We start from the raw sequence: 19,344 nt of genomic DNA, 5'->3' as shown, positions 1-19,344 counted from the left end.
CTCCCCGCAGGATGTCCTCGCACAGCAGACCTTGAGCACTCCTGCAGGGCGCTCTCAACCGGCGACCCCTAAGCGCTCCCCGCAGGATGTCCTCGATCAGCAGGCCTTGAGCACTTTCTGCATGGCGTCCCTCTCTCCGGACGTCACCCACAGCTCGTACTTGGCCTTCACTTCAATCTGGCGCTCGACATAGGTGCACCAGTAGGCGCGGCGCGGCGGCAGCCAGGTCGCCGCGTCACCGGCGCCCTTCTGGCTGTTCAGCGGCCCGTCCACGGCCAGAAGGTTCAGCGGGTCGTTGGCCAGTTCCTTGCGCTTGCTCTCCGGCCACTGCTGGGCGCCCTTCTGCCAGGCGTCGGCGAGCGCGATCACGTGGTCGATCTGCACCGCCATACTGGACGACTGACCGCGCTTGAACTCAATGGTCTTGCCGCTGTACGGATCGTGGAGGACTCCGCTCAGCACGGTGCAGTCCTCGTCGCCCTTCTTGAAGGTCTCGTCCGTCAGGTCTCGCTTGAGAACGTCGTTACGGGTGTCGCAGCCGTTGCGATCGACGTCGCTCCACGCGGGCCCGAACTCGGCCCGGTCGTACCCGGTCATCGGGGCCCGCCCCTTGACCGGCAATGCGTTCAGCTCTCTGAGTGCCGCCGCGGCGGATTTCCCGCCGGCTCCGTTACCGGGGGGCTGCTCGCTGAGCCCTCCCTCGGTGAGACCACAGCCCGCCAACGCGAACGCGATCGTCGCGACGGCCACACCTCGTCCCAGCGCAGCCCGCACCCTGCCACCCTTCACACCTAATTACTGTCTCTGAGGTGGCAAATTACCCTAGAGATCGCTCTTAATCGTAAAAGCCTCACCCAGTCTTTCGGGGAATGAGCGAACTGCGACGCCGCGAATCAGCCTCACGATGTCATGCGGGGCATATCACCACGTCAGACACCCTAATCAGGGGCAGGGTGTCTGCTCGTGGGCGATTATCCTCGGTGCGACAAATTTTTCTGTACGGCACGCACCCCGGGAGAGCGACGGCGCGCACCCCGTCGTCGCTCCCGAGAACGGGAGCGACGACCTCGCCCGGCTGCCCGGGAACGGTCACCCATACGGCTCAGGTGATCAGGATGCCACCGTCCACCGGGATCACCGCTCCCGTCACGTAGGACGCGGCGTCGGAGGCGAGGAATATCGCCACCGCCACGAGCTCGGCCGGATCGCCGGGCCGCTTCATCAGCACCCGGTTCTCAAGCTGCCGGGCCAGATAGCCCTCGGCGTACTCCTCGGTCATCTCCGAGGCGAAGAAGCCCGGCTCGACGCAGTTGACGCGGATGCCGCGCCGCCCCGTCCACTGCTGGGCCAGGTCGCGGGTGAGCCCGAGGACGCCCGCCTTGGAAGCGCTGTAGGCGGCCTGGGGCAGGCCGGCGGTGGTCTCACCCAGGACGCTGCCGACGTTGATGATCGATGAGCCCGGCCTCATGACCCTGGCGCAGGCCTGCGCCATCCAGTAGGTGCCGTACAGGTTGATCTCGACGACCTGGCGGAACTGCTCGGGGGTCTCCTTGAGCGCGGGCACCGCCGTACCGACGCCCGCGTTGTTGATCAGGATGTCCACCGCGCCGAACTCGGCGACCGCCGCCTCGGCCAGCGCCTGGCAGTCCTCGGGCCTGGTGACGTCGGTGACGACCGCCACGCACCGCCTGCCGGTCTCCTCGACCAGTGCCTTCGTCTCCTCCAGGCGGTCCTTACGCCGTGCACCGATCACGATGTCCGCGCCCGCCTCGGCCAGGCCCCTCGCGAACGCGACGCCGAGCCCCGAAGAGGCTCCCGTGACGATCGCGACCTTGTCGTCCAACCGGAATCGGTCCAGCATCCAGTTTCTCCTTTGCCCGCCGACACATACCGAAGCAAATTCTAGAGCTGAGAGAAAACACCGCCCGCGGGGGTGGTCCCCCACGGGCGGTGTCGTGTTCCGGATGGCGTCCGGGCTCCGCGCGAACCTCGGACCGGTTCTACGGGGTGCGGCGAACCCCGCGGCCAAGGCCTACAGGCCGTACTCCTTGGTGATGCGCTCGTGCCGCTCCACCTCGACGTCGACGGCCTTGGCGAGCTCGAGCCAGGCCAGCGGGTGCACCCAGCGCTCGGTGGCGTCGTCCAGGAGCGCGTCCACCTCGACCGGGCTGGCGTCCGGCGGAACCGCGATCCAGCCGAACACGCCGGGCAGCGGCTCGCCCGAGGTCGGGTGGGTCACGGTGTAGTTGTCGTCGCTGTAGACCCACATCGGCCAGCCGCGCTCGGCCAGGACCTCGTTGAACTCGGTCCAGTCGGACTCGCTGGGAGCGGCGCCGTCGAAGAACCAGCTGGTGTAGCCGCCGGGGCGGAGCATGCTGACCGCGGCGAAGGGCGGGACGAAGTTCTCCTGCTCCTCGGCGCTCTCCGGGATCGGCTCCAGCAGCTGCGGTTCGAAGACGACCAGGTCGCCCGCGTTGTAGTCCATGCCGGGAGGCTGCGGAATGGCCAGCCGTGCCGTGGCGGGACCGGTGCGCAGGCTGATGACCTGACGCTGGGTGCCGTCGGGGGCGGGGAGGATGAGGCGCACCAGGCCCATCTCCTCCTCGATCGGCCCCTCGGTGGACTTCAGCGGCATGCCGACCTTGGCGGCGCCCAGGCGGACGGTCTCCCAGTCCTCGGCGGCCGTCGCCATCGTGATCATCCGCCAGATGTCCTCGCCCTCGATCTCCGCGGAGTCGAGGACCTCACGCAGGATGGTGGCGCCCTTGGCGTTGTCGTCGGTCTGCTGCACCGCCGCGGACCACAGACGGCGCGCCTCGATGCCCGCACCGGCGGCGACCGCCGCCTCACCCTCGGCCGCGGCCTGCTCCCAGCGCTCCCGAGCGCGGTGCAGGCGTCCGAGGGCCAGGTGACGCTGGGCGTCGGGGAGCCGCTCGGCCATCTGCTCCAGGCGCTCGTCCTGGCGGGCCTCGATCAACAGGCCCGTGAGGTAGGAGGCGTCCTGCGGGTCGGCGGTCTCGATGGTGCCGGACTCGACCAGCATGGTCCAGTAGATGTCGGCGCCCTTGGCCGGGTAACCGAGGAAGCCCAGCGTGGTGGTGTGCCTGCGGGTGGCCTCCAGGTCCTTGCCGGACACGGGGGTCAGCCATTCCACCCACCGCTCGGGGTCGGCGTTGAACCCGTCGGAGGCGTCGAAGTAGCCGACCAGCTCGGCCTGGGGGCCGGGAGCCTTGGGCAGCTCGACCTCGTCCGCGGCGGTGCGCAGTTCCGCGATCCGCCCGGCGACGTCGCCGGGCTCCCTGAGCTCACCGGCCGCCGACTCGGCGATGTCGGCCAGCAGCCGCGCCTGCCAGGCACCCTGGCGGGCGATGGCCAGGTGGCCGGCGACGAGCGCGAGCTCGACCCGCGCGCGGTAGCCGCCCATCATGGCGAAGTAGTCGATCCACTGCTTGAGCACCCGGCCGAGCTGCCAGGTGTTGGTGATCTGCGCGGACCCCGCGAGCCGGCGGATGGCGTGCGCCCACTCGACCCAGTCGCGCGGGTGATCGCCGACCACGTCGAGGTCGGGCAGGGCGTCGACGGACTCCTGCACCCTGCCCAGGGTCGCGAGCACGAGCGCGCGGAGCACGCCCTCCCTGTGCCCCCTGGCCACCGGGTCGTCGGGCTTGAACCCGGCCGCGGCGTCGAGCGCGGTGAGCGCGTCCTCCGCGCGACCGGCGGCGAGCAGCGCGCGGGCCGAGGCGGCCCCCAGCTCCCAGCTCGCCTCACGGCCCGCGCCGCCCAGCTCCGCCACGGCCGCCTCGGCGTGGATGATGGCCTCGTTGACACGGCCCGCGTCCACCAGCGCCGCGACGTACTGCTCGGCGATCGCGGAGAAGGCCAGCGCCTCGGGCTCGATGTCGACCGCGGCGAGCAGCGCGAGCCGCTCGGCCGCGTAACCGGCGCCGTCGGCGTTCGTCTGGGCGACGGTCAGCGCCACGACGGCGCCGGGCGCCGCCGGGCATTCACGGACATCGTCGCGCTTCGCGAACTCGACCAGCGTCTCCGCGTCGGCGATCGCCACCGCTCCCTGAGCACGATCACCGATGCGGCCGATCAGGTGCCAGTAGCGGGCGTAGAACTCAAGCCAAGGCAGTTCGAGGTTTTCCGCCTGCTGTGCGATGGCGGGCGCGAGCACGTCGAGCTGTGAGTATCGGCCCTCCAGCGCCTGCGCGGGCACATCTCCGATCGCCATAGCCAGACCGGTGTTTCCTGCTTCGTGCAGTTGCCGCTGGGTGTCGCCAACCCAGGCCCAGATGTCCACGTCCATGAGACGTCAGTCTGCCAGGTCGGCGAGCATGCCCCAAACGACTACTCGGCCATCCGGGCCGGATGAGCAATTCGACCGGTTCAACCGGGTCCATTTCATCGAATTTCTTCCGCGTGCGAACCCTGGGCTCCACCTTGGGAGGGGAACGCACAACGGTGACACACAGTGTTTGGTACAGTACCGACTGTCCGGTGGCGAGGACCAGGCCGGGCCGGTCTCACAGGTTGAGCTCCCCCGAGGCGACCAGGACCGCCGGGCCCGCGAGGTGGCTGGTGTGCTCGTCGAGGGTGACGGTGACGGTGCCGCCCCGCACCTCGACCGCCCAGGTGCCGGTGCTCTCCCCGGCCTGGTGCGCCGCCGCCACGGCCGAGGCGACCGCGCCGGTGCCGCACGACCGCGTCTCGCCCGAGCCCCGCTCGAAGACCCGCATCACGACCCGGCGCGGACCCACCGGGTTGAGCAGCTCGATGTTGACCCCCGAGGGGAATCTCTCGGGATCGAACGCGGGCTGGCGGCCCAGGTCGAGCTGGGCCACCGGATCACCGATGACGCAGGCCAGATGGGGATTTCCCATGTCGACGTGGAGTCCTTCGTACTCATGGCCGGACACGCTCGTATGGCTGCGGCCCAGCACCTGGGGCCGGCCCATATCCACGCTCACGTCGCCGGTCTCGGCCAGCCGTACCCGCTTGACCCCCGCGCGGGTGGCCACGCCGAACTCACCCGGGAGGGCCAATCCCGTGTCGACCAGGTAGCGGGCGAAGACCCGCGTGCCGTTCCCGCACATCTCCCCGAGGCTGCCGTCGGCGTTGCGATAGTCCATGAACCACTCGGCGTCGTCCGCCAGATCGGCCACCTCCGGACTGTGCTTCGTCCGCACCACGTGCAGCACGCCATCCGCGCCGATCCCCGCGCGCCGGTCGCACATCGCCGCCACAAGCGTCGTGGGCAACTCCAGCTCACCTTCCGGGTCGGGAAGGATCACAAAGTCGTTCTCGGTGCCATGTCCCTTTACGAATCGCATCCCTCAACTCTATCCACGCTGATCCCGGCGCTATACGCACCACCGGGGACACCCGCGGAGCCACCCTCGGCCGCCGGACGTCGACGGAGCCGTCGGGGTTGCCGGGGCCGTTCGGGCCGCCGAGGTCGCCCGGGAGTCATCGAGGCTGCCGGCCTGGCTCCCGGCGCCGTCGGCTCGGATCACCGGCGCACCGCGGCGAGTGCCCGGTCGAGGAGATCCGGAGCCTGCTGGGGAAGCCAGATCACCCGGGGATCGCGGCGGAACCACGACTCCTGGCGGCGGACGAACCTGCGCGTCGCGCGGATCGTCTCCTCTCTGGCCTCCTGCTCACTGCACTCGCCGTCGAGGAACCGTAGGACCTGGGCGTAGCCGAGGGCGCGGCTGGCCGTACGGCTTCCGGCGAGTCCCCGTGCGAAGAGCCGCCGGACCTCGTCCACCAGCCCGGCCTCCCACATGCGCTCCACCCGCGCCTCGACCCGGGCGTCCAGCACCTCCCTCGGCACCTCCACCCCCAGCTGCACGCTCTCGTAGAGGGCGTCGTAGGACGGCATCGTGGCCGAGAACGGCCGGCCGGAGAACTCGATGACCTCCAGCGCACGGACGATCTTGCGGCCGTTGCTCGGCAGGATCGTCTCGGCCGCCTTCGGATCGCGTTCCCTGAGCCGTTCGTACAGAACGGCCGGGCCCTCGCGCTCCAGCTCCGCCTCCAGCCGGGCGCGGATCTCCGGGTCGGTGCCGGGAAACTCCAGATCGTCGAGTGCGGCCCGTACATACAGCCCGGATCCGCCGACCAGTATGGGCACGATCTCCTTGGCCAGCATGTCGTCCATCAACGGCCGGACCAGCGCCTGATACTCGGCCACGCTCGCGGCCTTGGTCACGTCCCAGATGTCGAGCAGATGATGCGGAACCCCGCGCCGCTCCGCCACCGACAGTTTCGCCGTCCCGATGTCCATTCCCCGGTAGAGCTGCATGGAGTCGGCGTTGATGATCTCGCCCCCCAGTTGGAGGGCGAGATCCACGGCGAGGTCGGACTTTCCGGCCGCGGTAGGTCCGATGACGGCGATGACTGGTAGTTGACGCACGGGGACAAGTGTGCCAACTCGCCGGGTGTGCGGAGGTCGGTCCGGTGCCTGGGGCCGATCCCGATGCGCGACGTTCACGGTCGATCGCAACAGGTGGTGGCGGGTCTGCCGTTCGGGGTCGATCACGACAGGCGGCGGCAGGTCGGCCGTGACGGGCGGCGGGTCCGACGTTCACGGTCGATCCGGTGCGCGGAGGTCAGTCCCAGTCGAGTGTCGGCTGCAGGTAGCCCTCCATGGTCAGCAGCCACCGCTTGGACTCCACACCCTCGCCCCCGCTGAACCCGCCGAGCCCGTTCCCCGCGACCACCCGATGACACGGCACGATGATGGGGATGGGGTTGGCTCCCATGATCGATCCGATGGCCCGCGCGGGCACCCCCGTCTGGCTTCGGGTGGCCAGCTCGCCGTAGGTCACGGCCTTGCCGTAGGGGACCGTCTCGTACAGCGTGCCCAGCACCTTGCGCTGCACGGGCGAGGTCAACCTCCAGTCCACCGGAACGCTGAAGACCCGCAACCTGCCCGCGTAGTAGTCGGCGAGCTCGCCGAGCACGGCGGCCGTCCTGCCGGGATCGTCCACCTCGGGCAGATTGAGCCCTTCCAGCACGCGGGCCTTGGCCCTGCCTCCCTCGTCCCAGCCGCCCCGGTCGCCCCAGCCGACGCACGCCACGCCGTCCTCCGTGACGGCGACGAACAGGTCCCCCTGCTGCGTCGGAACGCTCCCGAACGCCACTGTTCCTGCCATGTGGGATAAGTCCCTTCGAGAGCTCGTTCGCGGCACCTCGGTCACATTTCTTCCCGTCACCGCAACCGCAACGGGCACGGCCTTCCTCGGGACAAGAATTCCACGGGGGCCGATGGTCCGCTCGTTCCGGGCGTATCGTACGCCCGGAACTCGGTCGGTATCAGGGACGGTGAACACGGGGGGCGATCTGCCCGCCTCGAACACGACAGCCATGCCCATCAGCGCCCACGGCGCGCCTGAACCGGTGAGGGTGGCGGCAGCGCCGTCTGCGGACACGCGGTGGTCATGCCGACGACGGGCTCCGGTCGCACTGTCGGGTTGGCGCTCCCCCGACGGGCGGCCCCGCGCGTACCCGTGCGACCTTCCGATCACTTGACGATCTCCAGGACCGCCATCATGCCCGCGTCCTCGTGGTTGAGGATGTGGCAGTGCAGGACGGTCCTCCCGGTGTAGTCGGTGAAGGGCATCCGGATGACGATCTGCCCGTTGGGGGGAATGCTCACGGTGTCCTGCCAGCCGTGACCCTCGTGAGGCCGGCCATTGATGCTCATCAGCTGGAAGTCGTTGGTGTGGACGTGGAAGGAGTGCTCTTCGTTGCTGTCGTTGCGGACGGTCCACTCCTCGACGGTGTTCAACTTCGACCTGATGTCCACCCGGTTCGGGTCGAACTGCCTGCCGTTGATGTAGTACTCGGTCCCCGCCTTGTTCTCGGAGAACACGACGGTGCGCCGCGCGGCAAGGACGGCATGGCTCAGGTCCTCGGTCGGCGCGAAGGTCGTGGGCGGCGCCGTCGGATGCGTCAGCGCGCCTTCGGAGACCAGGGTGGCCAGGGTCGCCTGCGGGAACCGGTTGCCGGCCGGCCCGGTGTTGTAGGGGAGCGTCTGCAGCTGGGTGCGGCCGGGCGGGCCGCCTCGGACGAGCACGTCGAACCGGGCACCGGCCGCGAGGAGGAGCGAGTCCGCCGCCCAGATCCGGTTGACGGGATTGGCGTCGTGGGCGATCACCTGGAACGGCTGTCCCTGCAGGCGGACCTTGTAGTAGATGTTGGCGCTGATGTTGGACAGCCGCCACAGCTGGATCTCGCCCGGCCGGATGCGGATTGTCGGGTTCAGCTGGCCGTTGACCGTGCGGTTGGTGGGCGCGCTGATGTGCAGATCCTTGGTCTTGACCGTGTTGCCCTGGATCTGGAAGTCCTTGAGCGCGATGACATGCTCGGTGATGTCGCGCAGATCCGGCGGCAGATATCGCTTCAGCCCATCGACGACGATGATGCCCGACAGTCCTCCGGCGACCTGCGGCCCGGACATCGGATGCGCGTGTGAGTGGTACCAGTAGGTGCCGGACGCGAGATTAGCCGGGAACCGGTAGGAGTAGTGGAACGTCTGACCGGGATGGATGTGGACGAAGACGTTGTCGGAGTGGCCGCTCGGTGACACGTGCAGCCCGTGCACGTGCAGATTGGTGTACTTACCCAGCCGGTTCTCCATCGCCAGCTCCAGCCTGTCTCCCGGCCGGATCCGCAGGGTGGGCGGCATGTAGTGACCGTTGTAGGTCAGAGCCCACAGTTTGCGGCCGGCCACGTCCACCTGCCGCCCCTCCACGACAAGCCTCGCCCGCAAGATCCCGTTGTGGCTCACCAGCTGCGGTGGGTCCCGCAGCGGGGCTCCCTCTCGAACCGGTGGTGGCGGCGACGGTCCGGCGTCGGAACCACTCACCGTGGTGATGGCGAGGGCCGCGGCGAGACAGGCCGGGCCGATTCGAGACCGCATCATGGCACCTCCCCGATGCAGATGCCGTATATCAAGCACCGCTTTCTGGTGAGCTTCCTTCCAGCGGTGAATCCTCGACCTCACCAGGCTACTATGGCCGCGTTTTCGCACCTCGCCGGAACTCCGCGGCCGCCTCGCCCTCGCCGCCGAAGCCGGATGTGCACCAGGTGCCGCCTGAGGCCGTGACCGCGAAAGCCTCCACGCCCTCGAGCCGCTCGACCCACATCCGGGCCGCGCCGCCCATGGCGAAGGCGGCCGTGGCGTACGCGTCGATCATGGTCAGGCTCTCTCCGACCAGGGTGATCGAAGCCAGCTCCGTCGCGGGGCGGCCGGTATGCGGGTCGAGGATGTGCGGCCCACGCTCGGCCGTGCCCGAGGTCGCCACGGCGAGGTCGCATCCGGCGACCACGGTGGCGAGATCGCCCGGACGGAGCGGGTGGGCGATACCGACGCGCCACGGGCGGTCGGGCGCGGCCGTTCCGGTGAGCTGAAGGTCGCCGCCGCCGTTCACGCAGTGGTTCACCGCTCCCGATCGCGTGAGGATGAGCGACGCCTGCTCGATCGCCCAGCCCTTGACCATGGCGGAGAGTTCGAGGCGTCCCCAGGGGCGCACCGTGAAGTATCCGTGGGAGATCTCGGCCACGGAGTCGCACAGGTCGAGGATGTCCGCCACTTCCGGCGGGCAGTCGGCCAGGCCGATCTCGCCCCTGTCCAGCCGGCTGACGGGGCTGTCCGGCCGGTACGTCGAGAAGATCCCGTCGACGCGGTGCAGCCATGCCACGGCTTCGGCGACGGCTTGCCCCGTGCCATGGGGGTGCCGTACGTCGAAGGAGAAGACCGTGCCCATGGCGTGTTCGACGTGGCGCATCAGAGACCGGCCTTGTCGAGGGCGCTCTGCAGCGACTGGGTGTACCCATCGCTGGTGTAGGTGGCACCCGAGACCGTGTCGATCTGGGCGGACTGCGCGGAGAGCGCCTCCTCTTTGAGGATCGGGAGTGCCTGGTTGTTGATCTCGATGTCCCGGTTGTTGCCGTCCGGAGCTTGGAGCACCTTGATGTTGGTCACCTTGCCGCCGGAGAGCACGAGCTCCACCTGCACGGGACCCCAGCGTGTGTCGGCCGCGTCGCCGGTCACCACCTTGTCGCCGCTTGTCGCGCTCGAGCCCGTGTTCTTGGTTGAACCCGCGCTCGCGTCCGTGTTCCCGGCCGAGCCGCTGCCGTTCTGCGACACGGCGGAGGGAGGGTCGGCCGACGCCGTGATCTCGTGAGGTTTGAAGGACAGCAACAACACCAGGCCGACAGTGGTGACGAGCACGGCTAATATCACTCTGCGCATGCGGATTCCTTCAGAACTCAAATGATTCGTGGTGTATGCGCCGATTCGGTACCCCAGCGGTGCGTAGGGCGGATATCACGCTGCCGGTCATGCTGGAGGGCCCGCATACGTAGACCTCGTGGTCGGATATGCCGGGGACGAGCTCGGTGAGCGCCCTGGACGTGAACGGGTCGCCGATCCGGCTCCGGGGGCCGACACAGTAGAGCAGGGTCGCGCGGCGGCGGATGGATATCGACTCCAGTTCCGTACGGAACACCAGGTCCTCGGGTGTCCGGGCCCGGTAGAGAAGGGTGAGGTCACCGGGCGCGGCCGGGATCGACTCGAACAGCGCGCGCAGGGGAGTGATGCCCACCCCTCCCGCGATGAGCAGCACCTTGCGTCCTCTGCGGCGCCCCGAGGTGAAGGCGCCGTAGGGGCCTTCGGCGAAGACTTTGGTCCCCGGGCGCACGCGTGCGAGCTCGCGGCTCTGATCACCCAGGTCCTTCACCGTGATCCGCAGCTCGTCAGGCCGGGGAGCGGCCGACAGCGAGTAGGGATTGGGCGACCACCACAGGTTCCTGGTGAGAAACCGCCAGCGGAAGAACTGTCCGGGCTCGGCCCTCAGCCTGTCGAGGCGGCGCCCCGAGATGTGGATGGAGACCACCCCGGCGCCCTCCTGCACGACTCTGCTGACCACGAGGCGGTGCCGGAACGCCTGCCGTACCGGCGTGAGGAACCGGTACCAGACGAGCACCACCGCGACCCCGATGTAGAGGGCGTACCAGATCGCCTGGACGACCGGAGATCCCACGAACTCGTTGCCGGTCGAGAGCTGGTGCCCGAACGCCAGCCAGGTCGCCAGGTATGTGTAGAAGTGCAGATGGAACCAGGTCTCATAGCGTAGTCGCGGCCGGATGGCGCGAGCCGAGACGATGCCGACGCCCACGAGGAGCAGCACCGCCACGGTGGCCTGGAGCACGTCCGGATAGGAGAGGTTCAGCGTCACCGTCTCGCTCACCACATCGGTGGCGTCGGCCACCGCGTAGCCCCAGATGATCAGCAGCATGTGCGCGACGGACAGCCCGACGACGTACCGCCCGCCCATGGAGTGCCAGCGGGCGAGCTTGTCGGACCCCACTCCGCGCTCCAGCGCGGGGATCCGGGCCATCAGTGCGAGCAGCACCACGATCGCGTACCCGGCGAGGAGCCCGGTGATCCGTCCCGCCCCGATCAGCCAGTCGTCCAGCCCGGAGACGCTGGGCGTGTTCACCCACCACATGCCGAGTACGGCGAACGCGCCCGCGGTGATGACCGGCAGGACGGCCGCCGGATGGGCGCGGGCGCCCCGTGGAGGAGCGCCCCGGTGCGCGCCGCTGACCGCACCCCCCGCGAAGGTGGTGCTCACAGAGTGCCTCCTTTTGTTGATTCGTGAACCACCTTTTGTTGATCCGTGAACCACCGTGCCAGTCGAACTTCTCGATTCCCTATGAACCAGTCCATACCTGGACGATTCATAGGATTCTCAGAGGTGGTTCAGAGAGTCTGCATCGAGAACAGGAAGGACCCTGCTGTCACCATGCGTACGACTTCCCGTGATCTTCCTGAGTTGCTCCGCCCGGACGGGGCGCCTGTCCGAGTACTCGTCGTCGACGACGAACCCGACCTCGTCGAGGTGCTCAGCGTGGTGCTTCGCCACGAGGGCTGGGAGGTGCGCGCCGCCTCCGACGGTGCGGCCGCGGTGAGCGTGGCCCGCGAGTTCCGCCCCGACGCGGTGCTGCTCGACGTCATGCTGCCCGACATCGATGGCATCAAGGTGCTACGCCTCCTACGTGCCGAAGCGCCGCATGTGTGCGTGCTGTTCCTGACCGCCAGGGACGCCGTGGAAGATCGTGTCGCCGGGATAACCGCGGGCGGCGACGACTACGTGACCAAGCCGTTCAGCCTGGAGGAGGTTCTCGCCCGGCTACGCGGCCTGCTGCGCCGCTCCGGCATGGCGAGGACCTCGGAGGGAAGCCGGCTGGCCGTAGGGGATCTGATGATGGACGAGGACGCGCGGGAGGTGACTCGAGGCGGCGAGCTGGTGGAACTCACACCGACCGAGTTCGAGCTGCTGCGCTTCCTCATGCGCAATCCGCGCCGGGTGCTCAGCAAACCCCAGATCCTCGACCGGGTCTGGTCCTACGACTTCGGCGGTCAAGCCCATGTCGTCGAGCTGTACATCAGCTACCTGCGCAAAAAGATCGACGCGGGACGCCCTCCGCTGATCCACACGGTGCGGGGCGTGGGATACGTCCTCAAGCCATGAGACCACACACGCTCCGCGCCCGGCTGGTCACCGGCCTGCTGATCCTGCTCGCACTCGCCTGCGTCACGATCGGCGTGGCCACCTCTCTCGCGCTGGAACGGTTCATGGTGGACCGGGTGGACCAGCAACTGTCCATGACGGTCGGAAGGTTCGCCGCCAGCCTGGAGCACAACCTGGAGTACGGCGAGTACGGCGACAGCCGCGGGCAGTCTCTCGGGACCCTGGGCGTCCGTATCATGAACGGCCAGGTGACCAATGCCGCCGTGGTGGCGCCGAACAGCACCCGCCTCAACCTCTCCGCCGACGACGCGGCCGTCCTGGCCGCCGTTCCGATGGACGGACGAGGCCACACCGTGGAGCTGTCGGCGCTGGACGACTACCGTGTCATGGCGATCAAAGGCGCCGACGGCGACGTCCTCATCAACGGGCTCCCGCTGGAAGGCGTCAACGCCCTGGTGCACCGCCTCCAGTTCGCCGAGATCGTGGTGTTCGCCATCCTCATGATCGCTACAGGGATAGCCGGCACGATCTGGATACGGCTGTCGCTGCGTTCCCTGGAACGGGTGGCGGCCACGGCCCAGCGGGTCAGCACGCTCCCGCTGGCCAGCGGCGAGGTGGCACTGCCGGATCGTGTGCCAGACGAGGACCCCCGGACCGAGGTGGGCCAGGTGGGAGCCGCGTTCAACCGCATGCTCGGCCATGTGGGGGAATCCCTCGCCCTGCGCCACGCCAGCGAGCAGCGCATGCGGACCTTCGCCGCGGACGCCAGCCACGAGCTGCGCACCCCCCTCGCGACCGTCCGGGCCCACGTCGAACTGGCTCGGCGCGACCCCGGCGACGTATCGGAAGGGGTACGGCATGCCCTGAAGCGAATCGACGCGGAATCCTCCCGTATGAGCAAACTCGTCGACGATCTACTGCTGCTCGCGAGGCTCGACGCGGGCAGGCCGCTGGCACGTGACCAGGTGGACCTGACCCGGATGGTGATCGATGCGACGGGTGACGCGCGTGTCTCCGCACCGGATCATCACTGGCGGCTGGAACTCCCGGAGGAGCCGGTCACGATGATCGGCGACGCGGACCGGCTCCACCAGGTGGTCGTCAACCTGCTGAGCAACGCCGGCGCGCACACCCCGCCGGACACCACGGTCACCGTTTCCGTCCGTGTCCCCGGCCCAAGAAAGGCTGAGCTGGCCGTGACCGATGACGGGCCGGGCGTCCCTGAGAAGCTCCAGAAAGAGCTCTTCGAGCGGTTCGTCCGCGCGGACAAGGCACGCTCGCGTGCCTCGGGTGGCAGCGGTCTCGGGCTCGCCATCGTCAAGGCCGTGGTCTCCTCGCACGGCGGCACCATGGACATGGAGAGCCGCCCTGGCCACACCGTCTTCCGGGTGCTGCTCCCCTCGATCTGACTTCCGGGTGCCGCTCCCCCGCGAACGCGGGTGGGTGCGAGATCACTCCGTCCAGCGGACGGCGAAATAGCCGACCCCGTAGGGGGCGTCATCGTAGAGAACCTCACCCTTGAGGGAGCTTCCGGTTCCGGCGAGGACCTGGAGGGCCGCGCGGCCCGCGAACCACAGCTCGGCCGCCCGGGCGGGGTCGAGCTCCGGAACCTCGCCGCGCGCGAGCGCCTTGACGACCGCCTCGTTGAAGGGCAGCGCGCGAGGATCCAGCGACCCCGGAGACTTCTCGGTGAGGCAGGCGGAGCCGTCGGCCATCACAAGCATCGCCACGCGTCCGGCCAGGTCCGCCAGCCGCCTGCCGAGCGCGGCGCAGTTCTGCGAGGTGGCGTCGGAGGGAACCGCGTGGAACTCGGCGGCGGCCAGGTGTTCCCTTTCGAGGAGCCAGCGGCCGATCGACAGGGAGAGGGGCAGGACGGGCTCACCCTCGCCGATCCGGACGTCGACGCCCCAGGGCGCCAGGGTCCCCGCGGCATCGGCGCCGTAGGTCCCGGCGCGATCGGCTCCGCCGACCACCACGATCACGTCGGGTTCGGCGGCGCGCAGGGCGCTCACCGCCGACGCGCAGGCTGCCCGGAGCTCGTCGAGCTCCACAGCGGCGGCGCCGGCCAGCTCGGGGATCAGCAGCGGAGGGTGCGGGCACACGGCCGCGGCGACAAGCACCTCGTCAGACTAACGGAGGCCGCTCATCCCGGGGGCGCGAGAGCCTCGGGGCAGGGGAGCATCGGGGCACGGGAGAGACCGCTCACCCCGGAGCACCGAACGCCGGGGCACGGAATGCCGGGGCACGACGGAGGCCGCTTACTCCGGGAGCACGAGAACGCCGGGGCACGACGGAGAAGCCCGTGCCCCGGCGTCAACGGGCCGAGGCGGGCCTCAGTAGCCGGCGATGGGCCCCTGAGGCGCGACGTAGCCGGTGCCGCCGTCGGAGCGGGGGTCGGTCTGCCCGTCCGTGACCAGGTTGGGGTTGCTCTGCGGTTCCTTCACCGGTTTGTCGACTGCGGGCGCATCGGCGGTGGACTTGGGGCCGGAGTCGCTCTTGCCCGTCCCTCCGGCGTTGGCTCCGGTGTCCGCATCGGTGCCGGAGCCGACGCCGGTGTTGGCACCGGCATCCGCGCCGGCGTCCGCCCGCGAGGTGCCGTCCTGGTCCGGCGGGGTGTCCGCCTTGTCCTCCGAGCTCTCGCCCGGTTCGGGATTCGGCTGGTCATCCGGAGGGCTCTGGGGTGCCTGCGACACCGAGACGGCGCCGGGACCGGCCGGCGTGTCATCGGAGCCGCTGAGCACGAAGTAGACGATGCCTCCGCCCAGGATGACGGCGCCGAGGAAGGAGAAGGCGGCTATGGCCAGGCCGCTTCTCCCGCTCTTGCGGCTCTTCCGACGTGAACGGGGCTCATCGGTGGGGCCGGTGAGGATTTCTGGTTGTCCGATGGGGGCGGTGAATGCTTCGGGTTCTCCGGGATGGCCCGGAGATGGAGGGACGTGCATGGGGACAGACTCCCTGCGGTTCTCGGGGGGAAACCTCCACGGCTTCCGAGGGTGCTGAACCACATTAGCCACAGCAGGGAAATGCTCGCGCAGCAATCACGGGCGGATCACGGGTTGCCATCCATTGGGAAACCCACATGATCTTCGCGGACATCGGCCCTGGCAGGAGCGGGGACCATCATCCGCATCACCGATTTCAGCGGGACATTCGACGCGGGCGCCCTCCGAACCCATCCCGTCCCGGACCCGCTCCCTCGCCCGAACTACTCAAGATCCGAATCGTTCGGAAAATGTGGACCGTTCAGGAGGGAACGGAGCAGCCGGAGGCCTCGGGGAGCGGGGCGGGACGGCCGACCGAGGGCATGCCGAGCATGATCCCGGGACCCGCGGTCGCCGAGACGCCCTGCCTGGCCTCCCAGGCGTCGCCCGCACGCGTACGGCGGAGCTTCAGGGCGGGGCCGTCGGCCACCAGGTGGTGAGGCGCCGCATAGGTGACCTCGACGCTCACCACGTCGCCGGGACGCGGGATCTCGGTCTGCGGGGCGCCGTCCCGCAGATTCGGCGCGAAGTGGACCAGGCGGTTGTCGGGGGCGCGACCGGACATGCGATGGGTCGCCCCGTCCTTGCGGCCCTCCCCCTCGGCCACCAGCACCTCGAGCGTCCGGCCGACCTGCTTCTTGTTCTCCGACCAGGCGATCTCGGTCTGCAGGGCGACGAGCCGCTCGTAGCGCTCCTGCACGACCTCCTTGGGGATCTGGTCGTCCATGGTGGCGGCCGGGGTGCCTGGACGGATGGAGTACTGGAACGTGAAGGCGTTGGCGAACCGCGACTCGCGCACCACGTCGAGGGTGCCCTGGAAGTCTTCCTCGGTCTCGCCGGGGAAGCCCACGATGATGTCGGTGGAGATGGCCGCGTCGGGCATCGCCGCGCGGACCCTCTCGATGATGCCCAGGTAGCGCTCGGCTCGGTAGGAGCGGCGCATCGCCTTGAGGACCCGGTCGGAGCCGGACTGCAACGGCATGTGGAGCTGGTGCATCACGTTGGGCGTCTCGGCCATGGCCGCGATGACGTCGTCGGTGAACGCGGCCGGGTGCGGGCTGGTGAAACGGACCCGCTCCAGGCCCTCGATGGTGCCGCAGGCCCGCAGCAGCTTGCCGAAGGCGAGCTTGTCGCCGAACTCCACCCCGTAGGTGTTGACGTTCTGGCCCAGGAGGGTGATCTCCAGCACGCCCTGGTCGACCAGGGTCCGCACCTCGTTGAGGACGTCGCCGGGCCGGCGGTCCTTCTCCTTGCCGCGCAGCGCCGGCACGATGCAGAACGTGCAGGTGTTGTTGCATCCGACCGAGACCGACACCCACGCGGCGTAGGCGGACTCGCGCTTGGTCGGCAGCGTGCTCGGGAAGGTCTCCAGGAAGTCCTTGATCTCGACCTGGGCCTCCTGCTGGACGCGCGCCCGCTCCAGCAGCACCGGCAGCGAGCCGATGTTGTGGGTGCCGAACACCACGTCCACCCAGGGCGCCTTGCGGACGATCTCCCCCTGGTCCTTCTGCGCCAGACAGCCGCCGACGGCGATCTGCATGTCCGGGTTGCTCATCTTCGAGGGACGCAGGTGCCCGAGATTGCCGTAGAGCTTGTTGTCGGCGTTCTCCCGCACGGCACAGGTGTTGAACACGACCACGTCGGCCGTCTCACCCTGGGCGGCCGGAACGTATCCGGCGTCTTCCAGCAGGCCTGACAGGCGCTCGGAGTCATGCACGTTCATCTGGCACCCGTAGGTACGAACCTCGTACGTGCGGGTGCTCTCCACGGTGACAGTCATCTCAAGACAAGGGTAGGCGCTCCGCCGACCTTCGGGTACGGCCCGGCGCTCCCCATGCCTGGAGCAACGGATCGGGCACCGTACGTCAAAGGTTTCGCCGCGCCGGAACTCCGGATCCGGGCCCAAGAGCCCGGCGGCCTTCTCCCGAAGGAGGGAATCGAAGAGGGAATCAGCACGACCAGGTGTCTTGAAACTCGCCGTGGTCGGCCTTGTCCATCACGGACGGATCAATCACCCTGACCGGCCCCGGGCATATCGGTCAGGACCAAATGACCGGGATGTGAGCAGGCCGTGATCTGATCGGTATCCCAGGGTTAGCCCCAGGTGGCCTTACAGAATTACGTTGTACTTCATGACGGAGAACGGGGACAAGACTCCTCTGGTCGTGCTCGATGATGTCAACAAACATTTCGGCAGCCTGCACGTCCTTCGCGATATCAACCTGACGATCTCCCGGGGGGAGGTCCTCGTTGTCATCGGCCCTTCCGGTGGCGGCAAGTCGACCCTGTGCCGGACGATCAACCGGCTGGAGACGATCGATCAGGGGACGATCACCTTCGACGGGCAGCCGCTGGCGGTGGAGGGCAAGACCCTGGCCAAACTCAGGTCAGAGGTCGGGATGGTGTTCCAGTCCTTCAACCTGTTCGCGCACAAGACGATCCTTGAGAATGTCACGCTCGGGCCGATCAAGGTCCGTGGCATCGCCAAGGCCGAGGCCGAGAAGCGGGGCATGGAGCTGCTGGAGCGGGTCGGCATCGGCGCCCAGGCGTCGAAGTATCCCGCGCAGCTTTCGGGAGGCCAGCAGCAGCGCGTGGCCATCGCCCGCGCCCTGGCCATGGATCCCAAGATGATCCTGTTCGACGAGCCGACCTCCGCGCTGGACCCGGAGATGGTCCAGGAGGTCCTCGACGTCATGATCGGCCTCGCCCAGGAGGGGATGACGATGATGGTCGTCACCCACGAGATGGGCTTCGCCCGCCGTGCGGCGAACCGCGTGGTGTTCATGGCCGAAGGCCAGATCGTGGAGGAGAACACCCCCGAGGAGTTCTTCACCAACGCCCAGACGGATCGGGCCAAGGACTTTCTTTCCAAGATCCTCACTCACTGAAGCTCTCTCAGCCGGCTGCACCCCCAGAGAAGAAGAGGTAACGGAAATATGCGAGTACTACGTATTGGTGTGGCGATTGCAGCCGCGAGCGCGCTCACCATGGGCCTTGCGGCATGTGGCGGCGATGAGACCTACGCCAGCGTCGCCGACAAGGTGAAGGGCGCCAAGACGATTGTCGTCGGCACCAAGTGGGACCAGCCGGGCCTCGGCCTGAAGAAGGGCGCCGAGCCCGAGGGCTTCGACGTCGACGTCGCCAAATACATCGTCAAGCAGCTTGGCGGCGGCGAGGATGTCAAGATCGAATGGAAGGAGTCCGCCTCCTCCAACCGTGAGCCCTTCCTCGCCAACGGCACCGTTGACCTCATCGTCGCGAGCTACTCCATCACTGACGCACGCAAGGCGAAGGTGACGTTCGGCGGGCCGTACATCGTGGCCCACCAGGACACCATGGTCCGCGCCGACGACACCACCATCACCAAGGCCACCGACCTGGCGGGCAAGCGGATCTGCCAGGCCGCCGGCTCCAACTCCTACAAGCGGATCACCGACCCGCCGCCGGACGGCAAGCTCGACCTCGACGCCCAGCTCGTCGGCGCGGCCAACTACTCGGAGTGTGTCGCCAAGCTGAGCGGCAGCAACCTCGACGCCGTCACCACCGACGACCTGATCCTCGCCGGTTTCGCCGCCCAGGCAGCCGCGTCCGGTGGGAAGTTCAAGGTCCTCGGCGACCCCTTCACCGACGAGAAGTACGGCGTCGGCCTGAAGAAGGGCGACACCAAGACCTGCGAGGCCGTCAACACGGCGATCACCAAGATGTACCAGGACGGCACTGCCAAGCAGCTGCTGGACAAGTGGTTCGGCACGACCGAGGGCCTCACGCTGCCCACCGCGCCTCCCACGTTCGAGCCCTGCGCCTAGTCCGATCCC

The 19,344-nt window shown here is 68.6% G+C and carries 17 protein-coding genes; 4 read left to right on the top strand and 13 right to left on the bottom strand.

Annotation, left to right across the window (positions count from 1 at the left end; genetic code table 11):
- Positions 1-96: 96 nt before the first annotated feature.
- The 10 genes from CHC08_RS30795 to CHC08_RS30750 all read right to left on the bottom strand — a co-directional run bounded on the left by CHC08_RS30795 (position 97) and on the right by CHC08_RS30750 (position 11,648).
- Positions 97-774, bottom strand: a complete 678-nt coding sequence (locus tag CHC08_RS30795) for an HNH endonuclease family protein (RefSeq protein WP_245878661.1) — start codon at positions 772-774, stop codon at positions 97-99.
- A gap of 328 nt (positions 775-1,102) precedes the next feature.
- Complete coding sequence (locus CHC08_RS30790) at positions 1,103-1,861, bottom strand: SDR family NAD(P)-dependent oxidoreductase (protein WP_089210878.1); 759 nt, start codon at positions 1,859-1,861, stop codon at positions 1,103-1,105.
- A gap of 171 nt (positions 1,862-2,032) precedes the next feature.
- A complete protein-coding gene (locus CHC08_RS49860) occupies positions 2,033-4,309 on the bottom strand; it encodes a hypothetical protein (RefSeq protein ID WP_089210877.1) in 2,277 nt (758 codons plus the stop codon).
- A 217-nt stretch (positions 4,310-4,526) separates the two neighbouring features.
- Positions 4,527-5,333, bottom strand: a complete 807-nt coding sequence (gene dapF / locus CHC08_RS30780) for a diaminopimelate epimerase (RefSeq protein WP_089210876.1) — start codon at positions 5,331-5,333, stop codon at positions 4,527-4,529.
- A 179-nt stretch (positions 5,334-5,512) separates the two neighbouring features.
- On the bottom strand, positions 5,513-6,418 hold the full coding sequence (miaA, locus tag CHC08_RS30775; RefSeq protein WP_089210875.1) for a tRNA (adenosine(37)-N6)-dimethylallyltransferase MiaA: 906 nt from the start codon (positions 6,416-6,418) through the stop codon (positions 5,513-5,515).
- A gap of 196 nt (positions 6,419-6,614) precedes the next feature.
- Positions 6,615-7,160 (bottom strand): methylated-DNA--[protein]-cysteine S-methyltransferase, encoded by a 546-nt coding sequence (locus CHC08_RS30770; RefSeq protein WP_089210874.1) that lies wholly within the window; start codon positions 7,158-7,160, stop codon positions 6,615-6,617.
- Positions 7,161-7,528: 368 nt separating this feature from the next.
- On the bottom strand, positions 7,529-8,932 hold the full coding sequence (locus tag CHC08_RS30765) for a multicopper oxidase family protein (protein WP_218825570.1): 1,404 nt from the start codon (positions 8,930-8,932) through the stop codon (positions 7,529-7,531).
- 88 nt (positions 8,933-9,020) lie between these two features.
- Positions 9,021-9,797 carry an FAD:protein FMN transferase gene (locus CHC08_RS30760; protein WP_218825569.1) on the bottom strand — a complete coding sequence of 259 codons (777 nt, stop codon included), beginning with the start codon at positions 9,795-9,797 and terminating at the stop codon, positions 9,021-9,023.
- Positions 9,797-10,264 carry an FMN-binding protein gene (locus CHC08_RS30755; protein ID WP_089210872.1) on the bottom strand — a complete coding sequence of 156 codons (468 nt, stop codon included), beginning with the start codon at positions 10,262-10,264 and terminating at the stop codon, positions 9,797-9,799. Before CHC08_RS30755 ends, CHC08_RS30760 begins: the two co-directional genes overlap by 1 nt.
- A 10-nt stretch (positions 10,265-10,274) precedes the next feature.
- Positions 10,275-11,648 (bottom strand): ferredoxin reductase family protein, encoded by a 1,374-nt coding sequence (locus CHC08_RS30750; protein ID WP_218825568.1) that lies wholly within the window; start codon positions 11,646-11,648, stop codon positions 10,275-10,277.
- 171 nt (positions 11,649-11,819) lie between these two features.
- Between CHC08_RS30750 and CHC08_RS30745 the strand changes: the two genes are divergently transcribed.
- On the top strand, positions 11,820-12,548 hold the full coding sequence (locus CHC08_RS30745; RefSeq protein ID WP_089210871.1) for a response regulator transcription factor: 729 nt from the start codon (positions 11,820-11,822) through the stop codon (positions 12,546-12,548).
- On the top strand, positions 12,545-13,957 hold the full coding sequence (locus CHC08_RS30740; protein WP_089210870.1) for a sensor histidine kinase: 1,413 nt from the start codon (positions 12,545-12,547) through the stop codon (positions 13,955-13,957). The genes CHC08_RS30745 and CHC08_RS30740 overlap by 4 nt, the downstream gene beginning before the upstream one ends.
- 42 nt (positions 13,958-13,999) lie before the next feature.
- On the opposite strand, the gene CHC08_RS30735 is transcribed toward CHC08_RS30740, so the two are convergent.
- The 3 genes from CHC08_RS30735 to miaB all read right to left on the bottom strand — a co-directional run bounded on the left by CHC08_RS30735 (position 14,000) and on the right by miaB (position 17,309).
- The gene (locus CHC08_RS30735; protein WP_089210869.1) at positions 14,000-14,668 is read right to left on the bottom strand and encodes a class III extradiol dioxygenase subunit B-like domain-containing protein; all 669 of its coding nucleotides are present in this window, start codon (positions 14,666-14,668) and stop codon (positions 14,000-14,002) included.
- A 213-nt stretch (positions 14,669-14,881) separates the two neighbouring features.
- A complete protein-coding gene (locus CHC08_RS30730) occupies positions 14,882-15,490 on the bottom strand; it encodes a hypothetical protein (RefSeq protein WP_089210868.1) in 609 nt (202 codons plus the stop codon).
- Positions 15,491-15,791: 301 nt separating this feature from the next.
- Positions 15,792-17,309: a tRNA (N6-isopentenyl adenosine(37)-C2)-methylthiotransferase MiaB gene (gene miaB, locus CHC08_RS30725; protein ID WP_089210867.1), complete on the bottom strand. Its 1,518-nt coding sequence runs from the start codon at positions 17,307-17,309 to the stop codon at positions 15,792-15,794.
- Positions 17,310-17,661: 352 nt separating this feature from the next.
- Here miaB and CHC08_RS30720 point away from each other — a divergent pair, with 352 nt between their 5' ends.
- Both CHC08_RS30720 and CHC08_RS30715 read left to right on the top strand, forming a co-directional pair.
- A complete protein-coding gene (locus tag CHC08_RS30720; RefSeq protein WP_179282303.1) occupies positions 17,662-18,417 on the top strand; it encodes an amino acid ABC transporter ATP-binding protein in 756 nt (251 codons plus the stop codon).
- 69 nt (positions 18,418-18,486) lie between these two features.
- Positions 18,487-19,335: a glutamate ABC transporter substrate-binding protein gene (locus tag CHC08_RS30715; protein ID WP_338055704.1), complete on the top strand. Its 849-nt coding sequence runs from the start codon at positions 18,487-18,489 to the stop codon at positions 19,333-19,335.
- The last annotated feature ends 9 nt before the right edge of the window (positions 19,336-19,344 follow it).

The sequence above is a fragment of the Streptosporangium subroseum genome (genome assembly GCF_900188345.1).
Taxonomy (GTDB): Bacteria; Actinomycetota; Actinomycetes; order Streptosporangiales; family Streptosporangiaceae; genus Streptosporangium; species Streptosporangium subroseum.
This window is presented reverse-complemented; position numbering and strand designations above follow the sequence as displayed.